20 protein-coding genes are annotated in these 22,115 nt (G+C 67.3%); 15 read left to right on the forward strand and 5 right to left on the reverse strand.

The features are described 5' to 3' along the window. On the forward strand, positions 1-622 hold a 622-nt coding region (locus Q0S71_RS19860; protein WP_367185322.1), incomplete at its 5' end, for an MFS transporter. A gap of 6 nt (positions 623-628) precedes the next feature. Here the strand turns inward: Q0S71_RS19860 and Q0S71_RS19865 are convergent. Next, the gene (locus Q0S71_RS19865; protein WP_295999756.1) at positions 629-1,270 is read right to left on the reverse strand and encodes a TetR/AcrR family transcriptional regulator; all 642 of its coding nucleotides are present in this window, start codon (positions 1,268-1,270) and stop codon (positions 629-631) included. 124 nt (positions 1,271-1,394) lie between these two features. On the opposite strand from Q0S71_RS19865, the gene Q0S71_RS19870 reads away from it, so the two are divergent. Further along, the gene (locus Q0S71_RS19870) at positions 1,395-1,790 is read left to right on the forward strand and encodes an ester cyclase (RefSeq protein WP_295999758.1); all 396 of its coding nucleotides are present in this window, start codon (positions 1,395-1,397) and stop codon (positions 1,788-1,790) included. 233 nt (positions 1,791-2,023) lie between these two features. Then, a complete protein-coding gene (locus Q0S71_RS19875) occupies positions 2,024-5,005 on the forward strand; it encodes a CHASE domain-containing protein (RefSeq protein ID WP_295999760.1) in 2,982 nt (993 codons plus the stop codon). A 16-nt stretch (positions 5,006-5,021) separates the two neighbouring features. Here Q0S71_RS19875 and Q0S71_RS19880 read toward each other — a convergent pair whose 3' ends face one another. Then, positions 5,022-5,405, reverse strand: a complete 384-nt coding sequence (locus tag Q0S71_RS19880; RefSeq protein ID WP_295999762.1) for a hypothetical protein — start codon at positions 5,403-5,405, stop codon at positions 5,022-5,024. Positions 5,406-5,645: 240 nt separating this feature from the next. On the opposite strand from Q0S71_RS19880, the gene Q0S71_RS19885 reads away from it, so the two are divergent. From Q0S71_RS19885 to Q0S71_RS19900, 4 genes are all read left to right on the forward strand, one after another. Then, the gene (locus Q0S71_RS19885) at positions 5,646-5,900 is read left to right on the forward strand and encodes a hypothetical protein (RefSeq protein ID WP_295999765.1); all 255 of its coding nucleotides are present in this window, start codon (positions 5,646-5,648) and stop codon (positions 5,898-5,900) included. 178 nt (positions 5,901-6,078) lie between these two features. Beyond that, the gene (locus Q0S71_RS19890; protein WP_295999769.1) at positions 6,079-6,288 is read left to right on the forward strand and encodes a hypothetical protein; all 210 of its coding nucleotides are present in this window, start codon (positions 6,079-6,081) and stop codon (positions 6,286-6,288) included. Beyond that, a complete protein-coding gene (locus tag Q0S71_RS19895) occupies positions 6,285-6,794 on the forward strand; it encodes a hypothetical protein (RefSeq protein ID WP_295999776.1) in 510 nt (169 codons plus the stop codon). Before Q0S71_RS19890 ends, Q0S71_RS19895 begins: the two co-directional genes overlap by 4 nt. A gap of 93 nt (positions 6,795-6,887) precedes the next feature. Further along, the gene (locus Q0S71_RS19900; RefSeq protein ID WP_295999781.1) at positions 6,888-8,858 is read left to right on the forward strand and encodes a GAF domain-containing sensor histidine kinase; all 1,971 of its coding nucleotides are present in this window, start codon (positions 6,888-6,890) and stop codon (positions 8,856-8,858) included. A 21-nt stretch (positions 8,859-8,879) separates the two neighbouring features. On the opposite strand, the gene Q0S71_RS19905 is transcribed toward Q0S71_RS19900, so the two are convergent. From Q0S71_RS19905 to Q0S71_RS19915, 3 genes are read right to left on the reverse strand one after another with little or no spacing between them, the layout of a single operon-like run. Continuing rightward, a complete protein-coding gene (locus tag Q0S71_RS19905) occupies positions 8,880-9,902 on the reverse strand; it encodes a Gfo/Idh/MocA family oxidoreductase (RefSeq protein ID WP_295999782.1) in 1,023 nt (340 codons plus the stop codon). A gap of 10 nt (positions 9,903-9,912) precedes the next feature. Beyond that, on the reverse strand, positions 9,913-10,899 hold the full coding sequence (gene iolG / locus Q0S71_RS19910; RefSeq protein ID WP_295999783.1) for an inositol 2-dehydrogenase: 987 nt from the start codon (positions 10,897-10,899) through the stop codon (positions 9,913-9,915). Further along, positions 10,892-11,758 carry a MurR/RpiR family transcriptional regulator gene (locus Q0S71_RS19915; protein ID WP_295999784.1) on the reverse strand — a complete coding sequence of 289 codons (867 nt, stop codon included), beginning with the start codon at positions 11,756-11,758 and terminating at the stop codon, positions 10,892-10,894. The genes iolG and Q0S71_RS19915 overlap by 8 nt, the downstream gene beginning before the upstream one ends. Before the next feature lie 292 nt (positions 11,759-12,050). Here Q0S71_RS19915 and Q0S71_RS19920 point away from each other — a divergent pair, with 292 nt between their 5' ends. The 8 genes from Q0S71_RS19920 to mmsA form a co-directional block, all read left to right on the forward strand. After that, entirely contained in the window at positions 12,051-13,061 is a 1,011-nt protein-coding gene (locus Q0S71_RS19920) for a sugar ABC transporter substrate-binding protein (RefSeq protein ID WP_295999791.1), read from the forward strand. A 157-nt stretch (positions 13,062-13,218) separates the two neighbouring features. Continuing rightward, a complete protein-coding gene (locus Q0S71_RS19925) occupies positions 13,219-14,325 on the forward strand; it encodes an ABC transporter permease (protein WP_295999792.1) in 1,107 nt (368 codons plus the stop codon). A 2-nt stretch (positions 14,326-14,327) separates the two neighbouring features. After that, the gene (locus Q0S71_RS19930; RefSeq protein ID WP_295999785.1) at positions 14,328-15,137 is read left to right on the forward strand and encodes an ATP-binding cassette domain-containing protein; all 810 of its coding nucleotides are present in this window, start codon (positions 14,328-14,330) and stop codon (positions 15,135-15,137) included. A 13-nt stretch (positions 15,138-15,150) separates the two neighbouring features. Beyond that, positions 15,151-17,106: a 5-dehydro-2-deoxygluconokinase gene (iolC, locus tag Q0S71_RS19935; protein WP_295999786.1), complete on the forward strand. Its 1,956-nt coding sequence runs from the start codon at positions 15,151-15,153 to the stop codon at positions 17,104-17,106. Beyond that, the gene (iolD, locus tag Q0S71_RS19940; RefSeq protein WP_295999787.1) at positions 17,103-18,974 is read left to right on the forward strand and encodes a 3D-(3,5/4)-trihydroxycyclohexane-1,2-dione acylhydrolase (decyclizing); all 1,872 of its coding nucleotides are present in this window, start codon (positions 17,103-17,105) and stop codon (positions 18,972-18,974) included. Before iolC ends, iolD begins: the two co-directional genes overlap by 4 nt. Further along, entirely contained in the window at positions 18,971-19,894 is a 924-nt protein-coding gene (iolE, locus tag Q0S71_RS19945) for a myo-inosose-2 dehydratase (RefSeq protein WP_295999788.1), read from the forward strand. The genes iolD and iolE overlap by 4 nt, the downstream gene beginning before the upstream one ends. Further along, on the forward strand, positions 19,891-20,685 hold the full coding sequence (iolB, locus tag Q0S71_RS19950; protein ID WP_295999789.1) for a 5-deoxy-glucuronate isomerase: 795 nt from the start codon (positions 19,891-19,893) through the stop codon (positions 20,683-20,685). Before iolE ends, iolB begins: the two co-directional genes overlap by 4 nt. Before the next feature lie 243 nt (positions 20,686-20,928). Then, the coding region (gene mmsA / locus Q0S71_RS19955; RefSeq protein ID WP_295999790.1) for a CoA-acylating methylmalonate-semialdehyde dehydrogenase at positions 20,929-22,115 on the forward strand (1,187 nt) is incomplete at its 3' end.

Below are 22,115 nucleotides of genomic sequence, written 5' to 3' on the forward strand. Positions count from 1 at the left end.
GAGCACCACGGACTTGTCCTACGGCCGCCTGCTGGCGTCGCTGTGGCCGCTGGCGCGCGACCATCGCCCCATCCGCGAATCGATGATGGTGCAGGCGCTGCTGTGGGCGTGCTTCAACGCCTTCTGGGTCAACCTGGCGGCGCTGCTGGCGAACGGGCCGCTGCACCTGGGCAGCGCGTGGGCGGGCGGCTTCGGCATCATCGGCGCGGCCGGCGCGCTGGCCGCGACGCTGGGCGGACGCGCCGCCGACCGGCTCGGCTCGCGCACCGTCATCGGCGCCAGCATCGCCATCGTCACGCTGGCGTTTCTGCTGCTGGCCGGCGCGCAGTCGTCGCTGATATTTCTGGTGATCGGCGTGATCGTGCTCGACATCGGCGTGCAGTCGGGCCTGGTGTCCAACCAGACCCGCGCCTTCGCCGTCGATCCCAAGGCGCAGGGCCGCATCAACAGCCTGTACATGACGGCCACCTTCACCGGCGGCGCGCTCGGCGTGATGGCCAGCGGCTCGCTGATGGCGCGCTACGGCTGGAGCGGCATCGTCGTCTTCGGCGTCGTGCTGGGCCTGGTCGCGGCCGGCATCCACTGCCTGGGCATGCGGCGGGCCGCTGTCGCCGCCGGCTAGCTCAGATCAGATCAGGGCCGCGAAGGTGCTGTCGCGCGCGGCCCGCAGGATTTCTTCCGACAGCGCCGGCACGGCGTCGCCGACGGCGCGCGACAACATCAGCGCACCCACCATCTCGCAGTACAGGGCGATGGCGCGGGCGCGCCCGCCGGGTCGCGAATTTGGCGCCGATGCCGGTGCTCCGGCCGAGCTCGCGGCCGACGTCGCGGCCGACGCCGCCAGCAATGCGCCGAAGGCGCTGAACGCCGCTTCCATGCCCTGCGCGAAATGGAGCTGGGCGTCGGCGTTCAGGCGCGCCACTTCGCCGGCCATGCCGCCGATGGCGCAGCCGCTCGCCAGATCGTCGCGGTGGGCGCTGGAAAAATAATAATCGAGCTGGCGCCGCAACAGGTCTTGGCCGGGCGCCAGCGGCTGGCCCAGGTCCGCCGCCAGCTTGTCGCCGGCCGCGGCGAGGGCGTGGTTCACCACTTCCGCCGCCAGCGCCTGCTTGGACTCGAAGTGGTTGTAAAAGCCGCCCTGCGTGAAACCGGCTTCCTTCATCAATTCCACCAATCCCACGCCGTCGACGCCGCGTTCGCGGAACAGGCGCTCGGCCGCCGCCAGGATCGCTTGCCGGTTCAAAACGGTCTGTTCTTTCGATACTCCCATGGTCCACTCCCGCCGCATTCTCAAAACACAATTATGACCTAAATTGTGATTGACAGCCAGCGGCCGGGCCGGCACAATCACAATGTCGATCATAATCGTGATTGCCCCAACCCTGGAGAAGCGCATGAACACCAAAGAAGCGAACAACAAAGCCCTGGCGCTGGCCGCCTTCGACGCCGCCTTCAATCGGCGCGATCCCGGCGCCGCCGAACGCTACTGGTCGCCCGATTATTTGCAGCACAGCGCCCACATCCCGCCGGGCCGCGACGGCCTGTTCAATCTGATCGCCAGCCTGCCGGCCTCGGTCAAGTACGAAGCGAGCCTGGTGATGGCCGAGGGCGATTTCGTCATGCTGCACGGCCGCTTCTCCGGCCTGCCGGGGCCGTCGTGGGTGGTGCTCGACATCTTGCGCATCGTCGACGGCATCTTCGTCGAGCACTGGGATGTGATCCAGGACGAGGCCACCCGCGCCGGCTCGCGGAGCGGCTTGCCGATGTTCGGCGACCGCTTCCCGGACTGACGTCGGCCGCACCGGGCTGAGTCGGACCGGCAAGGCGGCCCGGTCGCGCTGTTGCTGATTCGGGTCCGGCGCGGCATTTGTGGCCCGCCGCGTCAGCGTGTTATTGCGTGCGTGCAAGCTCTCACGTACTATGACCCACACGCCAGGTGCTGGCGTTGCGGCTAGTTCACCGTGTCGAGTTGAGGCGCCCACCGTTCATGAATCATCCTGTTGCCAGGCCGCGGCGCGGCCGGATGCTGCAGCTTTTGCTGAGCCCGGCATTGCTGTCCAGTCTGATCCTGTCCCTGTGCCTGGCCACCACGCTGGCGCTGTGGCACAGTGCGCGCACCGACGCGGCGCAAGACGCCCAGGGCGATTTTGATTTCCGCGTCCACGAGCTGCTCAACAATGTCGCCCAGCGCATGCAGATCTATGTGCAGGTGCTGTACGGCGTGCAGGGCCTGTTCGCCAGCTCGCACGATGTCGAGCGCGGCGAATTCCGCGCCTACCTGGCCGGCCAGGACTTGAACCAGCATTTCCCCGGCATCCACGGCGTCGGCTACATCGCGCTGCTCGACGACGCCGGCCGCGACGCCTATATCGCCATGGTCCGCGCCGAAGGCTATCCCGATTTCACCATCACGCCGCCGGGCCGGCGCGCCGCCTACGCGGCCAGCACCTATCTGGAGCCGTTCAGCGGCAGCAATCTGCGCGCCTTCGGCTACGACCTGTGGTCCGAGCCGGTGCGCCGCGCGGCGCTGGAGCAGGCGCGCGATTCGGGCATGCCGGCCATGAGCGGCCGGGTGCGCCTGGTGCAGGAGAGCACGGCGCTGCCGCCGGAGCAGGCCGGCTTTCTGGTGGTGCTGCCCGTGTACCGCAACGGCGCGCCGCACGCCACGCTGGCCGAGCGCCGCGCCGCGCTGCGCGGCTGGGTCTATGCGCCGTTCCGCATCGGCGACGTGATGAGTGGCATAGGGAGCGCCTACAGCGGCAAGCTCGACGTGGAAATCTACGACGGCGCCGCGCTGGCGCCGGCCGCGCTGATGTACGACACGGGCGCCGCTGCCGCCGATGGCCCCGCGCGGCGCGCGGCGGTGCAAACGATACGGATAGCCGGCCACCGCTGGAGCGTGCGCCTGAGCGAGCCGCTCGGTCCGCTCGGCAGCCGGGCCGACAAGCCGCGCCTGATCGCCGGCGCCGGCCTGCTGCTCGGCGTCACGCTGGCGGGGCTGGCCTGGCTGCTGGCGCGCAGTCGCGCCAAGGCGCGCGCCGCGCTGCGCCGCGCGCGCGTGCTGACGGCCGAGCTCAAGGAGGGGCAAACGACGCTGGTGGCGCTGGCCGACAGCGCCCAGCGCAGCCAGGCCGTGCTGCGCAGCATACTCGACTCGACCATCGACGGCATCCTGGTCGACAATCTGCAAGGCATGGTGCTCAATTCCAACCGCCGCTTCCGCGCCCTGTGGAACGTGCCCGAGCAGCTCGACTGGCAGGGTGACGGCGCCGTGCTGTTGCAGCATCTGGCCGACCAGCTGTTGCAGACGGGGCCGCTGCTGCAAGCCGAGGCCCGCCTGCACGCCGACGGCGACGAGCACCGCGCGCTGCTCAAGCTGCGGGACGGCCGCACCGTCGAGCTGTTCACGCGCGGCCTGCGCGTGGGCAGCGCGCCGGCGCGGCTGTGGTCCTTCCGCGACATCACCGAGCGCACCCAGATCGAGCAGCGCGAGCAGACCCGGCGCCACGTGCTGGAATTGCTGGCCACCGGCGCGCCGCTGCAAACGATCCTGGAGGGCGTGGTGCTCGGCGTCGAGGCCGGCAATCCCGACATGTTGTGCAGCATCTTGCTGCTCGACGAGGCCGGCACGCACCTGCTGGTGGGCGCCGCGCCCAGCCTGCCGGCCTTCTTCAACGCCGCCATCCACGGCTTGCCGACGGCCGGCGGCCTGGGCAGCTGCGGCCGCGCCGCGCTCGAGGGCCGCCGCGTCATCGTCGACGACATCGCCACCGACCCTTCGTGGGCGCCGTTCAAGGAGCTGGCGGCGCGCGCTCGGCTGGGCTCGTGCTGGTCCGACCCCATCTTCGGCGCCACCGGCCAGGTGCTGGGCACCTTCGCCATCTACCACCACGCGGCGCACCGGCCCAGCATGGCCAATATCGCGCTCATCGAGCAGGCCGCCCACCTGGCCGGCATCGCCATCGAGCAGGCCCAGGCCGCCGTCGCGCTGCGCGCCGGCGAAGCGCGCTTCCGCAGCCTGTACGACCACGCGCCCGTCGCGCTGTGGGAGCAGGACTGGTCGGCCGTGCGCGCCGCGCTGGCCGAGCTGGAGCTGTCCGGCGTGGACGAGCTGGGGCGCTACCTGGACGCCAATCCGAGCGAACTCACCCGGCTGGCCGCGCTGGTGCGCATCCTCGACGTCAACACCGCCGCGCGGCTGCAGGTGGGCGCCGGGCCGGGCGACGCCGCCGCGCTCAGCCTGGCGCAGAATTTCGACGCAGCCGCCATGCCCGCCTTCGCGCGGGCCGTCGCCGCGCTGGCCGGCGGCGAGCTGCTGTTCGCCTGCGAGAGCAGCTTCCTGCGGCTCGACGGCGTGGCGCGCCAGAACGAGCTGACCTTGCTGGTGATGCCGGGCCACACCCACAGCCTGGACTTCGTCATCGTCTCGACGGTCGACATCACGGAGCGCAAGCGCATGAACGATGAATTGCTGGTGCTGGCCACCACCGATTTCCTCACCGGCCTGCCGAACCGGCGCGCCTTCACGGCGCGGCTGGACGACGAGCAGGCGCGGCTGCAACGCGACGTCGGCGGCTGCGCGGCCGTGCTGATGCTGGACCTCGACCACTTCAAGCGCATCAACGATGAATACGGCCACCCGACCGGCGACGCCGTGCTGCGCCACGTGGCCGCGCTGATGCGCGACAGCCAGCGCAAGATCGACACGCTGGGCCGGGTCGGCGGCGAGGAGTTCGCGGTGCTGCTGCCGGGCACCGCGATTGACGCGGCGGCCCTGTTCGCCGACCGCCTGCGCCAGCGCATCGCCGCCACGCCGCTGTTGCTGGACGGGCGCAGCTACACGGTGACGGTCAGCATCGGCATCGCCGCCATGTGCGGCGCCGACACTGACGCCGACGCCGCCCTGATCCGCGCCGACCAGGCGCTGTACCGCGCCAAGCGCGGCGGGCGCGACCGGGTGGAGCTGGAATCGGCGATGGCGCAGGGCACGCTGCCGATGCCGTGAACGCGGCCGCGCGGGATCAGGCGGCCTGCGGCTTACCCTGTTTGCGCCTGGCGCGGGCCGACAGCAGCCAGAAGATGCCCAGCGGGATCAGCAGCGGCAGCGTGAACGGCGCGATGACGGCCGCCAGCAGCAGCGCCAGCAAGGCCATGCCGGTCAACATCACGATGCCCAGGCCGGCGAACAGCACACCGACGAACAAGGCCGCGCAGGTGACGGCGACGGCGGCGACGATCAGGCCGCCGGCCCCGAACAGCAGGCCGAGCAGCGTGCCGAAGGGGCCGTCGAGCTGTTCGCCGTCGATGTCGACCCGCATGTCGCCGACATCGATCGCGTGCCACGCGGCGACGGCCAGCAAGACGATCACGGCGGCGGGCACAATTTTTTTGATGGTCATGTTCATGGCGAACCTCGTTCAGTGTGGGGAGTGGGTCATGCTCTTGGGCATGGTTGAACTGTAGCGGCGGCGTCCGGCGCCGGCCAGCGCCGTGCGACGGACGGCGCGTTTGGCGGCATGGATGGCGGCCGGCGTCCGCTCAACGGCGCGCGCCGGCGGCGGTATATCCGATGCCGGCAGGATTTTTCCTTGAATTTAAGACATCACTGCCTATACTGAACGTCTAAGTTCTGCACGGAGGGCAACATGGCATGGTTAGACATCAGCGAGGGTCAATCGATATCCTCGACCAGCAATCGGGCTCAGCGCCAACGCAGCGCGTACCAGTGCTCGGGCGGTGGCCCCAAAGGACCGCCGTCGGCGCCGCCGACGATACCGCCTATCATCATCACCCCTTTTAGTTACCAGATGCCGGAACCGGCCATCGACCCGCGCATCACGCCGCTGCGCCCGCCGATCAAGCCGCCGTCGCGGCCCTGCGTGTCCTGCCTGGTCGGTTAGCGCCGGCAATATCCCGGCTGGAAGCGGGCAGGGGCCGGGTGCCGTTGTTTTCGCTGCCGAAAAAAGAAAAAGCCCGCAAACGTCGCGGGTTTTTTGCCGTGGCAAGGGCGCGGCGTCAGGCCGCGCGGCCGAGGTGCCGATGCTGGTGTTCATGGTGACGTAGCCGGCGCTGTAGCTGATGCCGAGCGGAATCGGGTGGTCGAAATCGACCAGCGTCGTGCCGCCCAGGGGCGACAGGGGACCGCCGCTGACCTGGGTGCCGATGGCGGCGCTGGCGCTGAACGACGCGGCGGCCAGCGCGAATGCCAGCGCCGGCCGATACCGCGCGGCGCCGAATTCGACTATGATGCTGACCCCCAGTCTTTTTTACCGCGAGCCGCCAGCATGAGCCACGACGAACCCGATTTCACCGAACCCGCCGACGATGACGCGCCGATCCAGCAAGCCCGCGTGTGGCAGGGCAATGGCTTCACCGCGCGCGTCATCAAGAACGAGGAGGACGAGGGCTGGGCCGTCGCCATGATTAAGGACGGCGAGCCGGAACCGGCGCTGGTCGGCCCGTGGACCATGGGCCGCGACAAGAAAAATCCCAAGCCGCTCGACGTCAACGCCTTCAACACCCTGGTCAAGACCGTCAACGAAGTGCTGCGCCGCCACGAGCAGCAGCTGCACGCGCAACTGCACAAGAACGTCTTCGCCAGCGCCGGGGACGGCCAGCAGTTCAAGGTCACGCTCGACATCGTGCCCGACGAGGACGACGCCTACGCCCTGCTGACCGCCTTCGATCCCTACAACGAGCAGCTGGCCCAGGTGCGCGTGGCGCCGACCTTCAAGCTGACGGTGGCCAGCGCCGAGGCCTGGATCGCCAACGGCTACCGCAAGCCGCAGCGCTGAGCCGGGAATCGTTGCAAAAATCGCCGCCCGGCATCCCCCCGAAGCCGGCGCGACCTGATAGTATTTCCTCTACGCATCAGTAGAGGAAAATCGATGGAAGAAAGTCGTCTTAGCCGCCTGGAGGCGGTGCAAAGCATGTTGCTGGAAATCGGGCAGATGTCGAGCAGCTGCACCGAAATCACGGAATTTCTGCAATCAGTGCACGCCGCGCTGGGCCGCATCATGTACGCGGCCAACTTCTACGTCGCCCTCGGCGACCAGGACCAGCCCGACAACACGGTCCGCTTCGTCTATTTCGTCGATGAAGTCGACGAGGCGCCCGACCGCGCCGAACTCGTCGCGCTGGCCTCGCCCGAGGATTCGCCGACGGCCTGGGTGATCCTGAACCGCCAGCGCCTCATCATGACGGCGGCCGAGCACATCTCGAAAAAAGACGACGGCAACGCCTTCGGCGTCGGCACCGTCGCCGAGCACTGGATGGGCTGCCCGCTGCTGGACCAGAACCACCAGGCGCTGGGCGCCATCGTGATCCAGAGCTACGACAAGCAGCACACCTTCAACGACGAAGACCAGGCCCTGTTCGCGCTGATCGCCAACCACGTCTCGAGCGCGCTGCAAGGCTTGCAGAGCATGGACCGGCTGGAACGCGCCGTGCAGGAACGCACCGCGCTGCTGGCCCACGAAGTGGCCGAACGGCGCCGCGCCGAAAACATCCAGCGCGCCCTGTACCAGCTGGCCGAACTGTCGGCCACCGCGTCCGACGGCGCCACGCTGAACTCGCGCCTGCACCAGATCATCAGCCAGCTGGTCACGGCCAAGAACTTCCTGATGGCGCTCTACCATCCCGAAAGCGCGGAAATCAGCATCCCCTATTTCGTCGACGAGAAGGACGACCATGCGCCCGTCAAGCGCTTCGAATACGGCATCGGCATGAGCTCCTATGTGCTCGAGCGCAAACAACCGTGCCTGCTCGACGCCGCCGGCTACGCCGCGCTGGTCGCCAGCGGCACCATGCACCAGCCGCTCGGCAACGTCAGCATCGAAAGCTGGATGGGCGCGCCGATGCTGCTGGGCGACCGCGTCTACGGCGTCATCATCGTGCAAAGCTACGACGCGTCGGTGCGCTACACCCAGGCCGACCTCGACATCCTCGCCTTCATGGCCAGCCACGTCGCCGTCGCCATCGCGCGCCTGCAGGCCGACCGCGCCATCCGCCGCGCCAAGGACGCGCTGGAAGAACAGAACGCGGCGCTGAACTCCGCGCTGACGGCGCTCAAGGACGCGCAGTCGGAACTGGTGCGGCAGGAGAAGCTGGCGTCGCTGGGCCGCCTGGTGGCCGGCGTCGCGCACGAGATCAACACGCCGCTGGGCATCTGCGTCACCGCCACCAGCCACCTGGTGCAGGAGCTCAAGCTGACCAAGGAAGACATGGCCGCCGGCACCCTGAACGAGGAGGGCCTCAACGAATTCTTGGACATCGTCGACCAGTCGCTGCGCATCATGACCACCAACACCCAGCGCGCGGCGGCGCTGGTGCGCAGCTTCAAGCAGGTCGCCGTGGACCAGTCGTCGGACGATATCCGCAGCTTCAACCTGCGCAAATATCTCGATGAAGTGCTGCTGTCGCTGCAACCCAAACTGAAGGGCAAGCACGTCAAGATAGAAATCGACTGTCCGCCCGATATCGAACTGGCCAGCTTCCCCGGCGCCGTCTCGCAGATCGTCACCAACATGGTGATGAACTCACTGGTACATGGCTTCGACGAGGACCGGGGCGGTACCATCAGGATCGCCGGCCAGGTCGATGGCGACCATGTGCGCTTCGACTACAGCGACGACGGCGCCGGCATGGACGCGGCGACGCTGGCGCAGTTGTTCGATCCGTTTTTCACCACCAAGCGCGGCGCCGGCGGCAGCGGTTTGGGCGCGCACATCCTGTACAACCTGGTGACGGGCGCCCTGGGCGGCACCGTCAAAGTCGACAGCGCGCCGGGGCAGGGCTTGCAGTACAAGCTGCGCTTCCCCCAAACGCGGCGCACCGCCAAGGCCGCGCAGCTGGATTGAGTGGGCGCCCGTCCCCCATCCCTACCCGAAATCGACCGGCCTATGCTCGCGCATCGCCTGCGTCATCGCCAGTCCGATGCGGGTGGCCTCGGTCGCGTCGGCGAGGCTGAGCGACAGCGTGCCCCGTCCCAGCGCGGCGTCGACGAACTCGCGCGCCTCCAGTAAAAACGCGTCGCTGAAGCGGCTGTAGAAATCCGGCGTGCACTCATGCCGCAGCCCGTGCTGGTCCGCGATCTCGACCCGGTGCAGCCGCGCTCCCGCGCCTATGGTCAGCCGGCCGTGCGAGCCAAACACCTCCGTCAATGTCTCGTGCCCGTGCGCCATCGTGCGCGAGGCCATGAAGCTGGCCATGCTGCCGTCGCCGAATTCCAGTGTCGCCATGCCGTTGTCGACATCGTCGAATTCGCGCAAGCCCTGATGGATCACATTGGTGCCGATCGCATACACGCGGCGCGGCGCCGGACTGCCCAGCAGCCAGCGCGCCAGGTCGATATCGTGCACGCTGCAATCGAGGAAGATGCCGCCGCTGCTGGCGGCGAAGCGCACGAAGAAGCCGCCCGGATCGTTCTGGTCCAGGGTCTGCGAGCGGATTAAATAAGGCTGGCCGATCAGGCCCTCGCCGATCTTGCGCGCGGCGTCGCGGTAACTGGCGTCGAAGCGCCGCACAAAGCCTATCATCACCTTCAGTTCCGGATGGCGCGCCGCCTCCGCCTCGACCCGCAGACAATCCTGCAAATCGAGCGACAGCGGCTTCTCGCAAAACACATGCTTGCCCGCCTGTAGCGCCAGGATGATCTGCTCCGCGTGCAGCGCCGTCGGCGTCACGAGGAACACCGCGTCGAGGCCGGGATGCGCCAGCAGCGCCGTATATTGCGCATAACAGTGCGCCACGCCGAGCGTGTCGCGGGCCCAGTCCAGCTCCGGTTCCAGCGGGCTGCACGCGGCCACCAGCTGCGCGCGCGGCACGCGCTGCGCCAGGTTTTCCGCGTGGCGCTGGCCGAGCCGCCCCAGGCCGACGATACCGACTTTCAAGCTCTCCACCATGGCGCGCCTCCTACAGGTTGACGATGCACTTTTCGCGCCACGAGGTGGTCGCCGCCTCGGCCAGTTCCAGCGCCTTCAGGCCGTCGTGCACCGTGGTGCGCAACGGCGTGCCGTTCATCATGGCGTCGAAGAAGTGCGCGATTTCGGCGGCGTAGGCGGCCCGGTAGCGCTCCAGGAAAAAGTGTTCCGGCTTGTCGTGGCTGACGCTGCGCGCCGTGTGCGACACCACTTCCGTCGGCCGGTGGTTTTCCGCTTGCAGCATGCCGTCGCTGCCGAGGATTTCGAAGCGCTGGTCGTAGCCGTAGGCGGCGCGGCGGCTGGTGTTGATCTGGCACAGCCGCCCGCCGTGCGTGCGTATCGTCACGGCCGTGCAATCGAGGTCGCCGGCCGCGCCGATGGCCGGGTCGACCAGGCAGCTGCCGGTGGCGTAGACGCTGGCCGCCTCGTCGTCGAGTATCCAGCGGAAGATGTCGAAGTCGTGGATCAGCATGTCCTTGAAGATGCCGCCCGAAACCTGGATGTAGCTGACCGGCGGCGCGCCGGGATCGCGGCTGGTGATGGTCAGCATTTCGGGCGCGCCGATTTCGCCGGCCAGCAGGCGCGCCTTGACGGCGGCGAAGGTCGGGTCGTAGCGGCGCTGGAAGCCTATCATGCACAACACGCCGGCCTGCTTGACCGCGTCGGCCGCCGCCTGCGCGCGCGCCAGCGTCAGGTCGACCGGCTTCTCGCAAAAGATCGCCTTGCCGGCGGCGGCGGCGCGCACGATCAGGTCCGAGTGGGTGTCGGTGCTGGACGCGATGACCACCGCCCGGACGGTCGGATCGGCCAGCGCCTGTTCGACCCCGGCGACGGCCGCGCCGTGCAGCCGCGCCAGCGCCTGCGCCGATTCGGCGTCGACATCGACCACGTACTTCAAGCGCACGCCGGGCTGGCGCGCCAGATTCGCCGCGTGTATTTTGCCGATGCGACCGGCGCCGAACAGTGCTGCCTCAATCATCATATCCTCCGGGGTCCTGGGTTTCTTCGATGTCCAATTCAAGCTTGTAGGCCAGCGCGATGAACAGGGCCTGGCACAGACAAATGGTGCTGGTGAGCGAGCGGAAGGCGAAGGCGCTGCCTTCGGCCACGGTCAGCATGGCGTCGGCGCTGCGCGCCAGCGGCGACAGTTTGCTGTCCGTGATGACGAGCAGCTTGGCGCGCTGGTGGTGGCCGACGCGCGCGCAGTACAGCGTCTCCTTGCCGTAGGGCGCGAAGCTGATGGCGATGACGACGTCGCGTTCGCGCACGCTGCGGATCTGCTGGCGGTACATGCCGCCCATGCCGGACACCAGGTGCACGCGCTTGTTCGTGTTTTGCAGCGCATAGGCGATGTAGGAGGCGACCGGAAACGCGCGCCGCACGCCGACCACGTAGATGTTGTCGGCCTTTTGCAGCAGCGTGACGGCCGCTTCGAGCTGGCCGTCGTCGAGTCCCGCCGACAGCTCGGCCAGGCCGGCGCGGCTGGCGTCGATGAATTCGCGCGTCATGTCGCCGACGTGCAGCTTGTCGTCGCGGGTGGCGATGATTTTTCGGATGCGCTGCTGGTAAGTGGGCGCGGCGCCGGACTGGCCCGCGTACTCGGCGCGGAACACGTCCTGCATTTCGCTGTAGCCGCTGAAGCCGAAGCGCTGCGCGAAGCGCACGATGGCCGAGGGCTGCACGTCGCAGGCGGCGGCCAGGTCGCTGATCTTGTCGAGCATCAGGCTGGCCTTGTGCTGTTCGACATGCTTGGCGATGACCTTGAGCTGGCGCGACAACGACTCGTATTCGTCCGCGATCTGCTGCATCAGCTGCTCCACCGCGCTCGTTTCCGCCATGGGCTCCGCCACCGGGTTTGCCATCGGTTCTGCCATCATCCACTCCCTGTTTCGATGACGGGAATTATAGAAGTCCGGCCTCAAAATAGAAACACATTTCTATTTAAATTTAAATTGAAAAAGAAATTGCGTTTGCGTTGACGTTGTACTAAGCTTGGTTTCAATGCATACGTCCCCCCGTGGGCGCGCATTGAATTTCATGGAATCATCGAACCTGAATGCAGTCCAAAAAAAATACAACGGAGACGACATCATGCAAGGATACAAACGCAGGAACTTCACCCGCACCGTCATGCAATGCGCGGCCGCGCTGGCGCTGCTGACGGCGGCCGGCGCCGGCCAGGCCGCCGGCGAAAAATTCGTTCTCATCAGCCACGCGCCGGATTCGGACTCGTGGTGGAACACCATCAAGAACGCCATCAAGCAGGCCGGCGAGGACTTCAACGTCACCGTCGACTACCGCAATCCGCCGAACGGCGACCTGGCCGACATGGCGCGCCTGGTCGAGCAGGCCTCGGCCCGCAACTACGATGGCGTCATCGTCAGCATCGCCGACTTCAGCGTGCTGCAAAAACCGCTGGCCCAGGTGGTGGCGAAAAAAATCCCGCTCATCACGATCAACTCCGGCACGCTGGCGCAGAGCGAGCAGCTGGGCGCCCTCATGCACGTGGGCCAGCCGGAATACGAGGCCGGCCTGGGCGCCGGCCAGCGCGCCAAGGCGGCCGGCATCAAGTCCTTCGTCTGCGTCAACCACTACGCCACCAACCCGTCCTCGTTCGAGCGCTGCCGCGGTTTCGCCGACGCGCTGGGGGTCGACTACAAGGCCGCCACGCTCGACACCAACGGCGTCGACCCGGGCGTGATCGAAAGCAAGGTCAGCGCCTACCTGCGCTCCAATCCGGGCACGCAGGCGGTGCTGGCGCTGGGTCCCGATTCGGCCACGCCGTCGCTGCGCGCGGTCGACAAAATGGGCTTGAAGGGCAAGATCTACTTCGCCACCTTCGACCTGTCGGAAGACATCTCGAAAGGCATCAAGGACGGCAGCATCAAGTTCGCCATCGACCAGCAGCCCTACCTGCAGGGCTACATCCCGGTCGCCGTGCTGGCCATCATGAAGCAGGACAAAACCACCGATCTGGCGGCCATCAAGGCCAAGCTGCAAGCGAATCCTAAATTCCAGGCGCGCCTGGCGGAATATGGGCTCACGCCGTCGTACGGCGCGCGCCACATCAGCTCCGGTCCCGGCTTCGTCACGCGCGACAACATCGGCAAGGTCGAAAAATACGCGGGCCAGTACCGCTGATATCGACCGACTATTGTAGTCATTCCGGGCCAGCGGCCGCGCACATCGACGATGTGGGCGCGGCCGCTGCATAGCAAAGGACGATGTGATGAGTGTCTTAAAATCCATGGCGGGCCACGCCCTGTTTTCCAGCCGCCCCAAAACCTTGATACAGGTCATGACGCCGGCGCTGGCCGGCAGCGATGAGCGCGTGCGCCAGGTCGGCTGGATAGGCCGCCTGTTCAGCCGACCCGAATTCGCGTCGATCTCCGGCGCGGTGCTGGTGTTCGCCTTCTTCGGCCTCACGGCCGGCAAGTCCGGCATGTTCAACCTGGACGGCGTCGTCAACTGGATGCAGGTGGCCGCCTACCTGGGCGTGATCGCCATCGGCGCCTGCCTCCTGATGATCGCCGGCGAATTCGATTTGTCGATCGGCTCCATGATCGGTTTTTCCGGCATGATGATCGCCATCCCCTCGGTCTATTTCCACTGGCCCGTGTGGTGCGCCATCGTGTTCGCGTTCGCCGGCTCGATGGCCATCGGCTGGCTCAATGGCTACCTGGTCATCAAGACCAAGCTGCCGTCCTTCATCGTCACGCTGGCCTTCCTGTTCATCCTGCGCGGGCTGACGCTGGCGCTGTCGATCATGTTCGCCAACCGCACCATCGTCAGCGGCGTGGGCGAACTGGCGGCGCACGACTGGATGGCGACCATCCTGTTCCACGGCGACGTCGGCATCGACTGTTTCCGCTGGATGGGCCGCCAGGGCTGGATCGCCACGCTCGACGGCGGCGAGCCGCTGGTCAAGGGCATCCCGAAAGTGATCGTCTGGTGGCTGGCGATGGCGGCCGTCGGCGGCTTCATGCTCTCGCGCACCCGCTTCGGCAACTGGATCTTCGCCGTCGGCGGCGACGCCAACGCGGCCAAGAACGTCGGCGTGCCGGTGCGGCTGGTGAAGACTTCATTGTTCGTGCTGACCGCCTTCTGCGCCTGCCTGTTCGCCACGCTGCAAGTGTGCGACGTCGGTTCGGCGGCGGCCGACCGCGGCATGCAAAAGGAATTCGAGGCCATCATCGCGGCCGTCATCGGCGGCTCGCTGCTGACCGGCGGCTACGGCTCGGTGGTCGGGGCCTGCTTCGGCGCGCTGATCTTCGGCGTGGTGCAGATCGGGATCACCTACACCAACATCAACTCGGACTGGTTCCGCGTGTTCCTCGGCGTGATGCTGCTGATCGCCGTGCTGTTCAACCGCTATGTGCGCAGCCGCGTGACGGAGGCGAAATGAAGATGAGTGAATTATCCACCGCGCCGGCGAGCGACTACATTCTGGCGCTGGAAGACGTCAGCAAGCGTTTCGGCTCCGTCATCGCGCTGTGCAACGTGACCATGCGCCTGAAAAAAGGCGAGGTCCACTGCCTGCTCGGCGATAACGGCGCCGGCAAGTCGACGCTGATTAAAACGCTGGCCGGCGTGCACCAGCCCAGCGAGGGAAAATATCTGGTCGACGGAAAGGAAGTCCAATTCGGTTCGCCGCGCGAAGCGCTCGACCTGGGCGTGGCGACCGTGTACCAGGATCTGGCACTGGTGCCGCTGCTGTCGGTGGCGCGCAATTTCTTCATGGGCCGCGAGCCGATGAAAAAACTGTTCGGCGTGCTGCCGGTGATGGACATGGCCTACGCGGCCGCGACGGCGCGCGACAAGCTGGCCGAAATGGGCATCATGGTGCGCGATCCGAACCAGGCCATCGGCACCATGTCCGGCGGCGAGCGCCAGTGCCTGGCCATCGCCCGCGCCATCCACTTCGGCGCGCGCGTGCTGATCCTCGACGAGCCGACGGCGGCGCTGGGCGTGAAGCAGTCGTTCAACGTGCTGCGGCTGATCCACAAGGCGCGCGAGCGCGGCATCTCCGTCGTCTTCATCACGCACAATGTGCACCACGCCTATCCGATCGGCGACTCGTTCACGCTGCTCAACCGCGGCAAGTCGCTGGGCACTTACACCAAGCACACCGTCACCAAGGACGAACTGCTCGACATGATGGCCGGCGGCGCCGAAATGCAAAAACTGATGGGCGAACTCGATGGCGTGACCATCTAGAAAAAGGCGAACCATGCACAACTCCACCACCTTCGCCGACGATCGCGCGCTCGACCTGATCTGCCTCGGCCGCCTCGCGGTCGATCTATACGCGCAGCAGATCGGCGCGCGGCTCGAAGACGTCGCCAGCTTCGCCAAATACCTGGGCGGCTCGTCGGCCAACATCGCCTTCGGCAGCACCCGGCTGGGCCTGCGCACGGCCATGCTGTCGCGCGTCGGCGACGACCACATGGGCCGTTTTTTAACCGAGACGCTGGGCCGCGAAGGCTGCGACGTCAGCCACGTTTCCATCGACCCCGAACGGCTCACCGCGCTGGTCATGCTGGGCCTGAAAGACCGCGACACCTTCCCGCTGATCTTCTACCGCGAGAACTGCGCCGACATGGCCATCCGCCCCGAGGACGTCGACGAAGCCTTCATCGCCAGCAGCAAGGCGCTGCTCATCACCGGCACCCATTTTTCCACCGCCGCGATGCACGAAGTGAGCACGCTGGCGCTGGCGCACGCGCGCCGCAACCAGGTGCGCACCGTGCTCGATATCGATTACCGCCCGGTGCTGTGGGGCTTGTCGCCGCGCGCCGACGGCGAAACCCGCTTCGTCTCCAACGACGGCGTCACCGCTCACCTGCACGGGATTTTGCCGAAGTTCGACCTGGTGGTCGGCACCGAGGAGGAGTTCATGATCGCCGGCGGCGGCGCCGACATCATGGCCTCGCTCAAGGCCGTGCGCGCGGTCACGCCGGCCGCGCTGGTGGTCAAGCGCGGCCCGCTCGGTTGCGCCGTCATCGACGCCGCCGCCGCGATACCCGCGTCGCTCGACGAGGCCTACAACTATCGCGGCGTGCAGGTCGAGGTGATGAATGTGCTCGGCGCCGGCGACGCCTTCATGGCCGGCTTCCTGACGGAGTGGTTGCGCGGCGCCGATTACGACGCCTGCTGCCGCAGCGCCAACGCCTGCGGCGCGCTGGTGGTCGCGCGCCACGCTTGCGCGCCGGCCATGCCGACGCCGCCGGAACTCGATTACTTCCTCGCCCACGCCGCGCGTTTGCAGCGGCCCGGCGAAGACGCGCAGCTCAACCGCCTGCACCGCGTCACCGCGCGCCGCAGGCAGTGGAAGGAGTTGTGCGTGTTCGCCTTCGACCACCGCAACCAGTTCTTCGAGATGACGCAGCAGCTGGGCGTGTCCGAGGCGCGCATCCCGGCGCTGAAAAGCCTGCTGGTGCAGGCGGTCCGGCAAACCGAATCGGCGCTGAAGCTGAACGGCGGCATCGGCGTGTTGATCGACGACCGCTACGGCGAGGCCGCGCTGAACGACGCCACCGGGCGCGGTTGGTGGATAGGGCGGCCGGTCGAACTGCCGTCTTCCAATCCGCTGCAATTCGATTTCGGCCGGTCGATAGGTTCGCACCTGATCAGCTGGCCGCAGGAACACGTCATCAAATGCCTGGTGCAGCTGCATCCCGACGACGATGTCGAAAACCGCCTGGAGCAGGAGGCGCAGGTCAAGGCGCTGTACGACGCGGCGCAGGTGAGCGGCCACGAACTGCTGCTCGAAGTGATACCGCCGAAGACGATGGCGTCGGCGCCGGACACGGTCTACCGCGCCATCAAGCGCTTGTATAACATCGGCATCTACCCGGAATGGTGGAAGCTGGAGCACCTGGAGCCGGCCCAGTGGTCCGCCATCGACGCGCTGGTGAACGAGCGCGACCCCTATTGCCGCGGCGTGGTGCTGCTCGGCCTCCATGCGTCCATCGATGAACTGGCGGCCAGCTTCGAGGCGGCGCGCCACAGCGCCACCTGCCGCGGCTTCATGGTCGGCCGCACCATCTTCCACACGCCCAGCCAGCGCTGGCTGGCCGGCGAGATCGACGACGCGCAGCTGGTCGCCGATATCCGCGATAATTTCGAAACACTGATCCGGCTCTGGCAGCAGATGCGCCGGCAGGCATTGGGAGCCGCCGCATGAACGTCCCCACACATACTCTGCGCCTGACGATGGCGCAGGCGCTGGTGCGCTACCTGGCCGCGCTGCGCGTGGCCACCGACGACGGCCGGGAGGAAGCCCTGTTCGGCGGCGTGTTCGCCATTTTCGGCCATGGCAACGTGGCCGGCATGGGCGAGGCGCTGTACGGCCACCGCTCGGAACTGCCGACCTATCGGGCCCACAACGAGCAGGGCATGGCGCACGCCGCCATCGCCTACGCCAAGGCCCATATGCGGCGCCGCATGATGGCGGTGACGACCTCGATCGGCCCCGGCGCCACCAACCTGCTGACGGCGGCCGCGCTGGCCCACGTCAACCGCCTGCCGGTGCTGCTGCTGCCGGGCGACGTCTTCGTGTCGCGCGCGCCCGATCCGGTGTTGCAGCAGCTGGAGGACGGCGGCGACGGCAGCGTGTCGGTCAACGACGCGTTCAAGCCGCTGTCGCGCTACTTCGACCGCATCATCTATCCCGAGCAGCTGATGACGGCGCTGCCGCGCGCCATCGCCGTGCTGACCGACGCCGCGCAGTGCGGCCCGGTCACGCTGGCGCTGCCGCAGGACGTGCAGACCATGGCCTACGACTATCCGATTGCCTTCTTCCATCCGCCGCTGGTGCGCTTTCGCACGGTGCAGCCGGACGAGCACGAACTGGCGGAGGCGGCGGCGCTGCTGCGCAAGGCCAGGCAGCCCTTGATCGTGGCCGGCGGCGGCGTGCTGTATGGCCAGGCCAGCGCCGCACTGCGCGCCTTCGCGGAACGCCACGGCATACCGGTGGCGGAGACGCAGGCCGGGAAAAGTTCGCTGCCGTGGAATCATCCCATGCAGCTGGGCGCCATCGGCGTCACCGGTTCGCCGGCCGCCAATCTGCTGGCCGGCCAGGCCGACCTGGTGCTGGCGGTCGGCACCCGCTTGCAGGACTTCACCACCGGCTCGCACACGCTGTTCGCCGGCGCGCAGCTGGTCAGCATCAACGTCAATGGCTTCGACGCGCTCAAGCGGCGCGGCGCGGCCGTGCAGTCCGACGCGCGCGCCGGCCTGGAAAAACTGTCGGCGCTGCTGGGCGAATGGCGCTCCGCCAACGGCTGGGCCGAACGCGCGCAACGCCACGGCAGCGAGTGGCGCGAAACGGTCGACGCCATCACCACGCGGCGCTTCGTGGCGCTGCCCCACGACGGCGAGGTGATAGGCGCGGTGCAGCGCTCGGCCGCCGATTCGACCACGCGCGACATCGTCGTCTGCGCCGCCGGGACGCTGCCGGCGGAGCTGCACAAGCTGTGGCGCACGGCCACGCCGGGCGGCTACCACATGGAATACGGCTATTCGTGCATGGGTTATGAAATCGCCGGCGGCCTCGGTGTGAAGATGGCCAGGCCCGATGCGGAAGTGATCGTGATGGTCGGCGACGGCAGCTACCTGATGATGAATTCGGAGCTGGCCACCTCCGTCATGCTGGGCAAAAAACTGATCGTCGTGGTGCTCGACAATCGGGGCTACGGCTGCATCAACCGCTTGCAGCAGGCGGTCGGCGGCGCGCCGTTCAATAATCTATTCGACGATTGCGTGCAGGGCGGAAGCGGCATGCCGCGCATCGATTTCGCGCTGCACGCCAGGTCGCTGGGCGCGCTGTCGGAAAACGTCAAGACCATACCGGAGCTGGAAGCGGCGATGGCGCGGGCCCGCGCGGCCGACCGCAGTTATCTGGTCTGCATCGACACCGATCCGGCCCGCACGACGGAGGAGGGCGGCTGCTGGTGGGAAGTGGCGGTGCCGGAAGTGTCGTCGCGCGAGCAGGTGCGCCAGGCGCGCCAGGTGTATGAACAGGACAAGTCAGCGCAAAGGAAAAAACTATGAGTTCCCGGCCTTTCAACGTCAAGATCGGCATCAATCCGATTTCATGGATGAACGACGACCTGCCCTCGCTGGGCGGCGAGACGCCGCTGGAAACGGCGCTCAGCGAAGGCGCGCAAATCGGCTATCGCGGTTTCGAGCTGGGGAACAAATTCCCCAAGGAGCCGGCGGCCCTGCGCGCGGTGCTGGGCAAATACAATCTGGAGTGCGTGTCCGGCTGGTACTCGGGCCGGCTGGCCGACCCGGCGCGCACGGTGGAGCAGGAGATCGAGGCGGTCGGGCCGCACCTGCGCCTGCTGGCCGAGAACGGCGCGGCCGTGATGGTGTACGGCGAAGTGGCCGATGCGATCCAGGGCCTACCGCAGCCGCTGTTCCAGCGTCCGCGCTTCATCAACGCCGCCCAGTGGCAGGCCTATGCCGACAAGATGACCGCGTTCGCGCGGTACACGCTGGCGCACGGCGTGCGGCTGTCCTACCACCACCACATGGGCGCCTACGTCGAGTCGCCGGCCGACGTCGACCAGCTGATGGCGCTGACCGGAGCGGAACTCGGCCTGCTGTTCGACAGCGGCCACATGACCTTCGGCGGCGGCGATGCGGTGGCCGTGCTGGAGAAGCACATCGCGCGCGTGTCGCACGTGCACTGCAAGGATGTGCGGCCGGCCGTGACGAAGATGGCGCGCAATCGTGACTGGAGTTTTTTGCAGGCCGTGATGAATGGTGCGTTCAGCGTGCCGGGCGACGGCTGCATCGATTTCGACGGCGTGCTGCGGCTGTTGTACCGGCACGGCTATCAGGGCTGGCTGGTGGTCGAGGCCGAGCAGGACCCGGCGGTGGCGCCCAGTTATCAGTACGCGGAAATGGGCTACCGGCATTTGCGGCAGCTGGTGCGGACCATCGAACAGCAAGGGGAGGTGGCATGAGCTTACTCGTCAAGGCCAGGCCCGACGGCCGCGAGATCGTGCGCGTGACGCCGGAATCGGCCGGCTGGGACTATGTGGGATTCGCCGCGCACCGGCTGCGCGATGGCGAGGTGCTGGACTTCGAGACCGGCGCGCGCGAGTTCTGCATCGTCGTGTTGAGCGGTGTGGTGAGCGTGGCGGCCGGCGCCGACAGCTGGTCTGAAATCGGCGGCCGCGCCAGCGTGTTCGACGACCGCGCGCCTTATGCCGTCTATGTTCCCGGCCGCGTCTCGGTCGACGTCATCGCCCACGGCGCGGCCGAAGTGGCGCTGTGCAGCGCGCCGGCCGGCGGCGACTTCAAGGCGCGGCTGATCGAACCGTCGTCCATGCAAAGGTCGGTGCGCGGCAGCGGCAGCAACACGCGCTATGTCTGCGATATTCTGCCGCACACGGAAGCGGCGGCGCATCTGCTGGTGGTGGAAGTGCGCACGCCGGCGGCGCATTCGTCGAGCTATCCGCCGCACAAGCACGATGTCGACAATCTGCCGCTGGAAAGCTCGCTGGAGGAGACCTATTACCACCGCATCGATCCGCCGCAGGGGTTCGCGTTTCAGCGCGTGTACACGGATGCGCGCGATATCGACCAGTCGATGGCGGTCGAGGACCACGACGTGGTGATGGTGCCGCGCGGCTATCACCCTGTCGTGATGCCGCACGGGTATCAGGGCTATTACCTGAACGTGATGGCCGGCCGCACCCGCGAGTGGCACTTCAAAAACGATCCGGCGCACGAGTGGATGATTAAGCGCTGAGGCGCTTGGGCTGGGGCCCGCCCCCCGGTCCTGGCCCCGAACTGGCGTCGCCGGATTCGCCTGTCCCCCAATCGGCGCCGCGAAACCGGCCGCCGACCCGCGCGCCGACATCGCCGATTTTTCAACTTGAAATGCCTGCAAACGGTAGCACCTGCATCTATCGCGCCCGATATTTATCGCTTCCGCGTTGACACTGCCGCGCAGTCTTACCCGCCACCAGACACCCACTAAAAGGTTATCCCCATGTCCATCCCCACCATCGGCCACTTCATCGGCGGCCGCCGCGTCACGCCGTCCGACTCCCGCGTCAGCGATGTGTTCAATCCCGCCACCGGCGCCGTCGCCGCGCGCGTGGCGCTGGCCGGCGCCGGCGAATTGAACGACGCCGTCGCCGCCGCCCACGCCGCCTTTCCCGCCTGGGCCGCGACGTCGCCGCTGCGGCGCGCGCGCGTCATGTTCAAGTTCAAGGAGCTGCTGGAACTGAATGTCGACAAGCTGGCGGCCCTCATCACGTCCGAACACGGCAAGGTCTTCACCGATGCGCGCGGCGAAGTGCAGCGCGGCCTCGAAGTGGTGGAATTCGCCTGCGGCATTCCGCAGCTGCTCAAGGGCGAGATCACCGAGCAGGTCGCCAACGGCATCGACGCCTGGACCGTGCGCCAGCCGCTCGGCGTCTGCGTCGGCATCACGCCGTTCAATTTTCCCGTGATGGTGCCGATGTGGATGTTCCCGATGGCTATCGCCTGCGGCAACACCTTCGTGCTCAAGCCGTCCGAGCGTGACCCATCGCCATCAGAACTCGTCGCCGAATTGTGGCGTGGTGCCGGACTGCCCGAGGGAGTGTTCAACGTCGTACAGGGAGATGCCGAGGCCGTCAACGCTCTGCTCGACCACCCCAAGGTGGCCGCCATCTCGTTCGTGGGCTCGACGCCCGTCGCCAAACATGTATTCGAACGTGGTCATGCCTCGAACAAACGGGTACAGGCCCTGGGTGGCGCCAAGAACCATGCCGTGGTCCTACCGGACGCCGACCTCGACTCCACGGTTGATGCCTTGATCGGTGCCGGCTACGGCTCCGCGGGGGAGCGGTGCATGGCCATCAGCGCGGTGGTGGTGGTCGGTGACGCCGATCCATTGGTCGATGCGGTGGCCGCCCGGGCGCGGGGCCTGCGGACCGGCCCCGGCAACGACGCCACTTCCGACATGGGCCCACTCATTACCCGGGTCCATCGCGACCGGGTGGCCGGCTACGTCGACTCCGCACTGGCTGACGGAGCTGAAGTGGTCGTCGACGGACGAGAGGTCAGCGTGCCAGGCGGTGAGGAAGGTTTCTTCTTCGGCCCGACGCTGGTCGACCGGGTGACCCCGGAAATGGCCGTCTACCGGGACGAGATCTTCGGGCCGGTCCTATCGGTGCTGCGGGTCGACAC

This window comes from Rugamonas sp. (assembly GCF_025354735.1).
Classification (GTDB): Bacteria; Pseudomonadota; Gammaproteobacteria; order Burkholderiales; family Burkholderiaceae_D; genus Rugamonas.

Coding starts and splice junctions, on each gene's coding strand:
- Q0S71_RS19865 (WP_295999756.1), bottom strand. CDS start 1,270: ATGGGAGTATCGAAAGAACAGACCGTTTTGAACCGGCAAGCGATCCTG.
- Q0S71_RS19870 (WP_295999758.1), top strand. CDS start 1,395: ATGAACACCAAAGAAGCGAACAACAAAGCCCTGGCGCTGGCCGCCTTC.
- Q0S71_RS19875 (WP_295999760.1), top strand. CDS start 2,024: ATGCTGCAGCTTTTGCTGAGCCCGGCATTGCTGTCCAGTCTGATCCTG.
- Q0S71_RS19880 (WP_295999762.1), bottom strand. CDS start 5,405: ATGAACATGACCATCAAAAAAATTGTGCCCGCCGCCGTGATCGTCTTG.
- Q0S71_RS19885 (WP_295999765.1), top strand. CDS start 5,646: ATGGCATGGTTAGACATCAGCGAGGGTCAATCGATATCCTCGACCAGC.
- Q0S71_RS19890 (WP_295999769.1), top strand. CDS start 6,079: ATGCCGAGCGGAATCGGGTGGTCGAAATCGACCAGCGTCGTGCCGCCC.
- Q0S71_RS19895 (WP_295999776.1), top strand. CDS start 6,285: ATGAGCCACGACGAACCCGATTTCACCGAACCCGCCGACGATGACGCG.
- Q0S71_RS19900 (WP_295999781.1), top strand. CDS start 6,888: ATGGAAGAAAGTCGTCTTAGCCGCCTGGAGGCGGTGCAAAGCATGTTG.
- Q0S71_RS19905 (WP_295999782.1), bottom strand. CDS start 9,902: ATGGTGGAGAGCTTGAAAGTCGGTATCGTCGGCCTGGGGCGGCTCGGC.
- iolG (WP_295999783.1), bottom strand. CDS start 10,899: ATGATTGAGGCAGCACTGTTCGGCGCCGGTCGCATCGGCAAAATACAC.
- Q0S71_RS19915 (WP_295999784.1), bottom strand. CDS start 11,758: ATGGCGGAAACGAGCGCGGTGGAGCAGCTGATGCAGCAGATCGCGGAC.
- Q0S71_RS19920 (WP_295999791.1), top strand. CDS start 12,051: ATGCAATGCGCGGCCGCGCTGGCGCTGCTGACGGCGGCCGGCGCCGGC.
- Q0S71_RS19925 (WP_295999792.1), top strand. CDS start 13,219: ATGACGCCGGCGCTGGCCGGCAGCGATGAGCGCGTGCGCCAGGTCGGC.
- Q0S71_RS19930 (WP_295999785.1), top strand. CDS start 14,328: ATGAGTGAATTATCCACCGCGCCGGCGAGCGACTACATTCTGGCGCTG.
- iolC (WP_295999786.1), top strand. CDS start 15,151: ATGCACAACTCCACCACCTTCGCCGACGATCGCGCGCTCGACCTGATC.
- iolD (WP_295999787.1), top strand. CDS start 17,103: ATGAACGTCCCCACACATACTCTGCGCCTGACGATGGCGCAGGCGCTG.
- iolE (WP_295999788.1), top strand. CDS start 18,971: ATGAGTTCCCGGCCTTTCAACGTCAAGATCGGCATCAATCCGATTTCA.
- iolB (WP_295999789.1), top strand. CDS start 19,891: ATGAGCTTACTCGTCAAGGCCAGGCCCGACGGCCGCGAGATCGTGCGC.